The organism is Psychromonas antarctica (assembly GCF_022267535.1).
Classification (GTDB): Bacteria; Pseudomonadota; Gammaproteobacteria; order Enterobacterales; family Psychromonadaceae; genus Psychromonas; species Psychromonas antarctica.
Map to the genome: position 1 here is coordinate 1 of NZ_JAHNZV010000162.1, position 4,338 is coordinate 4,338.

The following is a 4,338-nucleotide window of genomic DNA, read 5'->3' on the forward strand; positions in this document are numbered from 1 at the left end:
GCCAACCCAGAAAATTACCTGCCATGGAATTATCTAGAAAATAGTGAGTAACGGCTGACTTGCTTTCCAAAAAAGACTGAATTGGGCTAACCGCCCAAGTCAAACTATGCAGCCGTAAGCTCACTTTGGATGGGAGTATTAGATCCTGTATTAACTATCGCACCTATTACTCAAAAGACATGACGTATACAGTTGCAACTATAAACAGCGATATAAATATAAAAGAAAAATACGAGCAATTTTTAAAAAATACTGATGCAACAGATTGCCCACTCAGTAGTCTTTTTTCGACACAGCACTCTACAATGTCAATTAATGCGTATTCAGTGTCACTTAATACTAAAGATAACCTCATACCATTCAGCGCTGATTTAAAAGGGCTATGGCATATAAATGATTTAGCTGAAGTGGCGAACCTTTATGATGCGCCTAATGGAATCAAAAAATACATTACTGTTGTCCCATATATACCAAATGCTATATATGACTCATATAAAAATGGAGAGATGGACGATTATATTACTGGATTTGAAGTAGAGACTTCATTTGATGATATATCCATTAGTTATGAAGATATTATAAGATTTGATAACTATTTAAATCATAAGAAGGAACTATCAAATTTAGATGGCGATTCATCGATACATAATGAGATTGAAACTAAAAAAAATTATCCTCCATCAGAGCAAGCTAGCATGATTTTAGTTCAAGTTCTTCAGGCATATTGCCCATTTTATGAAGAACTGCTTAAGGAACCCCGTGGAGCTTTAGCAAGATTAGAATCTGACTTTAAATCAAAGAAAAAAAAGGAAGCTTTCAAAAACCTAGCCTACCCAAGGATCTCTGAAAGCACTTTAGCTAGGATGATAAAAAAGGGAAAAGAAAAATTACACTTAAATTAACCTTTTTCTCAGTCGCATTGCTTGTTTTACTTCCCTTCCTTTAGCCCCTATCCTAGCCTATTAAAAATAAACAAGTAACTTGAACGCGTTCAAGTTACTTGTTGAACGTACCCAATTAAAAAATAAACATAATCTTTACGCATCTTTTAACAACCAATAAGAAGCAATAAGACTTATGAAAATAATCCGCCTTAAAGAAGTAATGAATTTATGTTCACTTGGAAGATCGACAATTTACGCAAAAATGGCATGTAACCAATTCCCCCTTAACATTAAGCTTGGGGGGCATGCGACTGGCTGGATTGAAGATGAAGTTTTGGATTGGATCAATGACTGTATTCAAGAACGAAATAATCAAACTGAAGATAAATTCGCCAGCGAGAATAACCAATGAAATTACTTACCACACAAGAAGTAACAAAAATCATTGGGAAATCTCGCGGAACATTGCACCGATGGTGGAAGACAGGTGCTTTTCCCGCCCCCCTACAGTACAGAAATAAGGCGCTAGGTTGGAGTGAGGAAAGCATCAAACAATGGTTTAGAGACAATGCAAATGAGCAAACAAAAAAGAAGGCTGGTACTTAATGATGCGAAATGAAGCGAAATGAACCAAATTACAACTTCAGTCCCCCTTTTTGTTATTTGTCTATGCGCTTTAAACCTAGGGTCTATCTAGCTTAAGCGCATAGATTCAACAAAAAACAACTGGGTTTATTAATAATATCTAGCGCATGAGTTTATTCCTGATATGGCTAAATATGAGAGCGAAAGTCCTATTTATAGGGCTAAAGGAAAAATATATAGAGTTAACTGTGATAGGGGTAAACCGATATTTACTCATCAAATGGGGAAAATAATTGGGCAGGTAGAAAATGTACTTACTTGGCATCGACGAGTGTTTGTTTATGTATTCAATTTGCATGTTGGCACATTTACTTTAGACAACAAATATATGGCTGCATTAATGAGTAAATTACGCTTTTATTTTAAACAAGAATATAAAGTCAAACGACTAGGATACGCATGGTGTCGAGAGCAACATAAGTCATCCAAGCAACATTACCATGTAGCTTTAATCGTGGACGGCTCAAAAATACAATGCCCAACAAAGTTATTTAAAACAATTAAATTAATGTGGGAGGACGTAACCACAGGAGGACATATACACGGGCTTGAAAATTGCTACTACAACATCAAGAGGGATACCGAAATAAACAAAGCAGAAGCTATTTACCGATTATCTTACCAAGCCAAAATATGGACAAAAGAGAGAAATACTGCGCGTGCAAATGATTACGGAACAAGCCAAATAAAAGCTAGGCCAAAATGATTTACTTTACTCGAAAGTTCAAATAAAAGTGATCACTTTTTCTATTAGGAGTGATCACTACGCGCAGTGACCAAAGTGACCAATCCGTAAAAAACGAAGAGGTTATAAGCATATAAAACAATGTGTTAACGAATTCAACTTCTACAGGAATCTACAAAGAATGGCTACAAATAGGCGCAAAAAAAGGAAACGCAATGTATTAACTCCTTCGCCACCTCCCATGGCGTTCTGCTAGGAAAGTATGAATAAAAAGAAAACACTATACGGGCAAAACAGTACATGTAGATTGCGCAATTTATGAAACTAAAATGCGCGATGCGCAATTATAGAAAAGTGCGCAACAATAGCAAAGGCAATAAATTATAAGTATATATAACAATCAGTTAGGTAAATAAGCCTACATAAAGAACTAAAGCATCTGTTTGTGAACATGCTCAAAAATAGAAACGAAACATGAAAACAAATGGCTTTAAGGAGGTTATATGGGAAAACGAAAAACAACAAAAGAATTTATTGTGCAGGCTAAAGCTAAGTTCGGAAATCGTTTTGATTATTCGAATACGGTGTGCACCAATCAATCAACAAACGTTTTGATATCGTGCAAAGAACATGGTGAATTCGAGTTAACTCCCGCACAACATATTCGCAGTCAGCAAGGGTGCCCATGTTGTCCGTTACAAAATTTAGGAGCCAAACCAAAAACAGTTGAACAATTCATAATTGACGCTCGCAAAAAGCACGATGATAAGTTTGACTATAGCCGTGTTGTTTACAAGAATAACAAAGAAGATGTGATTATTATCTGTAAAAAGCATGGTTTATTATTTCAGTCTCCTTGTGAGCACTTAAAGGGGGTTTATGGTTGCAGGGAGTGTGCCCCTAAAGGTACAAAACCAACTCAAGAGCAGTTTATAGCGCGAGCAATAGCGGTTCATGGTGATCGGTACGATTACAGCAAAACTGTTTACAGCTTAAACAAAGATCCTATTACTATCATTTGTCGCGAACATGGTGAGTTTTCGCTATATTCTGCTGGAAATCACCTTAGTGGACATGGATGTTCAGATTGTCCTAAAATTACAGATGTTTCTACTCCAGATTGGATTAAAAGAGCTCAGAAAACTCATGGTAATCGTTATGACTACAGTAAAACTGAATATTTGGGCGCTAATGTAAACCTCAACATAATTTGTAAAAGTCATGGACCTTTTCCTCAAATAGCAAGTCACCATGAACGGGGATCAAATTGCCCCGAATGTGTTAACCGACACTCTTACTGCGACAAAGAGTTTATTTCTAAATGTAAAGCTGTACATGGCGACAAATATGATTACAGCGACACTCATTATCATGGGGCAAAATCAAACATAACGTACATTTGCCCCACTCACGGAAAAATTACGCAACAAGCTTATGACCATATGGTTGGTCATGGATGCGCGCATTGTGCAGGTAAAGCTAAATATACTACTGAGCAGTGGATAGAATTATCTCGTGAGGTACATGAGGATAAGTACGGTTATTCTAAAGCTGATTATCAGGGTAAAGATAAGAAGGTTGTCATTACCTGTCCTAAACATGGAGACTTTAAACAGAGAGCTGGTAGCCATATAAGAGGTTCAGGGTGTCAAAAATGCTCAGAGACAGGCTTTGATTCATGTAAGCTTGGATATTTGTACTTATTACATTCATGCACCCCACCTTTAGATCTGATGAAAGTCGGCATAACAAACCGCATAATCCCTAGGCTTAATGACTTAAGGCTAGCAACACCTTTTAATTTTAAATATTCAAACGCTATTCTTTTTGATAATGGAACTAATGCTTTAGCGATTGAAACGCAATTAAAAAGATTTGCTAAGGAGTCAGGCTTAACGATTGTCTTTAACTCGAAGTTCAAGGGATATACTGAATGGTTTCAATATTCAGATGATTTTATAAAGCAAAAAAACTTTCTTGTCACTGCTCGATTAAGTAAATCGTGAGCTTACGGCAGCGTAGCTCAACTTCCATTTTTTGTTCTGATTTAATACGGGTAACTCATCCATCAGGACTTAATTATGTCAAATCCAGAGCAACTTAGTAGCGTTATTACTGCATTTG

General features: G+C 36.5%; 5 protein-coding genes. All 5 read left to right on the forward strand.

Annotated elements, in window-relative coordinates; all coding sequences use genetic code 11:
* The first annotated feature begins 179 nt into the window (after window positions 1-179).
* The 5 genes from KSO91_RS16180 to KSO91_RS16200 all read left to right on the forward strand — a co-directional run bounded on the left by KSO91_RS16180 (window position 180) and on the right by KSO91_RS16200 (window position 4,220).
* Entirely contained in the window at window positions 180-902 is a 723-nt protein-coding gene (locus KSO91_RS16180) for a hypothetical protein (protein WP_238744063.1), read from the forward strand.
* A 175-nt stretch (window positions 903-1,077) separates the two neighbouring features.
* On the forward strand, window positions 1,078-1,296 hold the full coding sequence (locus KSO91_RS16185) for an AlpA family transcriptional regulator (protein WP_238744064.1): 219 nt from the start codon (window positions 1,078-1,080) through the stop codon (window positions 1,294-1,296).
* Window positions 1,293-1,490: a helix-turn-helix transcriptional regulator gene (locus KSO91_RS16190; protein WP_238744065.1), complete on the forward strand. Its 198-nt coding sequence runs from the start codon at window positions 1,293-1,295 to the stop codon at window positions 1,488-1,490. The genes KSO91_RS16185 and KSO91_RS16190 overlap by 4 nt, the downstream gene beginning before the upstream one ends.
* 163 nt (window positions 1,491-1,653) lie before the next feature.
* On the forward strand, window positions 1,654-2,235 hold the full coding sequence (locus KSO91_RS16195) for a YagK/YfjJ domain-containing protein (protein ID WP_238744066.1): 582 nt from the start codon (window positions 1,654-1,656) through the stop codon (window positions 2,233-2,235).
* 482 nt (window positions 2,236-2,717) lie between these two features.
* Window positions 2,718-4,220, forward strand: a complete 1,503-nt coding sequence (locus tag KSO91_RS16200; RefSeq protein WP_238744067.1) for a GIY-YIG nuclease family protein — start codon at window positions 2,718-2,720, stop codon at window positions 4,218-4,220.
* Window positions 4,221-4,338 lie beyond the last annotated feature (118 nt).

Excerpts from the sequence above, each read along its gene's own strand:
- KSO91_RS16190 (WP_238744065.1), top strand. The coding sequence starts at position 1,293 with ATGAAATTACTTACCACACAAGAAGTAACAAAAATCATTGGGAAATCT.
- KSO91_RS16195 (WP_238744066.1), top strand. The coding sequence starts at position 1,654 with ATGGCTAAATATGAGAGCGAAAGTCCTATTTATAGGGCTAAAGGAAAA.
- KSO91_RS16200 (WP_238744067.1), top strand. The coding sequence starts at position 2,718 with ATGGGAAAACGAAAAACAACAAAAGAATTTATTGTGCAGGCTAAAGCT.
- KSO91_RS16180 (WP_238744063.1), top strand. The coding sequence starts at position 180 with ATGACGTATACAGTTGCAACTATAAACAGCGATATAAATATAAAAGAA.
- KSO91_RS16185 (WP_238744064.1), top strand. The coding sequence starts at position 1,078 with ATGAAAATAATCCGCCTTAAAGAAGTAATGAATTTATGTTCACTTGGA.